The organism is [Mycobacterium] manitobense (assembly GCF_025821665.1).
Taxonomy (GTDB): domain Bacteria; phylum Actinomycetota; class Actinomycetes; order Mycobacteriales; family Mycobacteriaceae; genus Mycobacterium; species Mycobacterium arseniciresistens.
The window spans coordinates 1-468 of record NZ_JACKSJ010000175.1 but is presented as its reverse complement, the minus strand read 5'-3'; the positions used below and the strand labels follow the sequence as shown (position 1 = coordinate 468).

Genomic DNA, 468 nt, shown 5'->3' with positions numbered 1-468 from the left:
CCACAACCACCGTCATGAGCGGGGACACCGCGGCATACGCGATGCTGAGCGCCTTTACATAGGCGGTCTGCAGCCGCTCGGGAGATTCACGGACTTTGGCGAAGACAACCGTNGAAACCGGAACCAACGCCTTGCCGCCGAGATCCTGCATGACCTGAACCAGTCGCTGGGCGATGCTCAAGTAGCCGAGCGCGGCCGGGCCTAGGACGGTCGAGATGATCGCGGCCTCGGCCGCTGGTCTCATGGCCACGATCAGGTCGACCGTCACCACCTTGTTTCCGAACTTCGCCATGGCGAAGAACTCCGGTTTGGAGAACTGAAATCTCGGCCGCCAATGCGCAGCCTTCCAGCACAAGACGCAACTGATCGCTTCCGCGACCACGAGTTGGCTCACCAGTGCCATGCGCAGCCTTCCAGCACAAGACGCAACTGATCGCTTCCGCGACCACGAGTTGGCTCACCAGTGCC

1 protein-coding gene is annotated in these 468 nt (G+C 61.9%); it reads right to left on the bottom strand.

Features of this window, described 5'->3' with window-relative positions:
• Positions 1 to 403, bottom strand: a 403-nt coding sequence (locus tag H7I41_RS20395) for an oligosaccharide flippase family protein (protein ID WP_264014437.1), incomplete at its 3' end; no start/stop codon positions are given.
• Positions 404 to 468 lie beyond the last annotated feature (65 nt).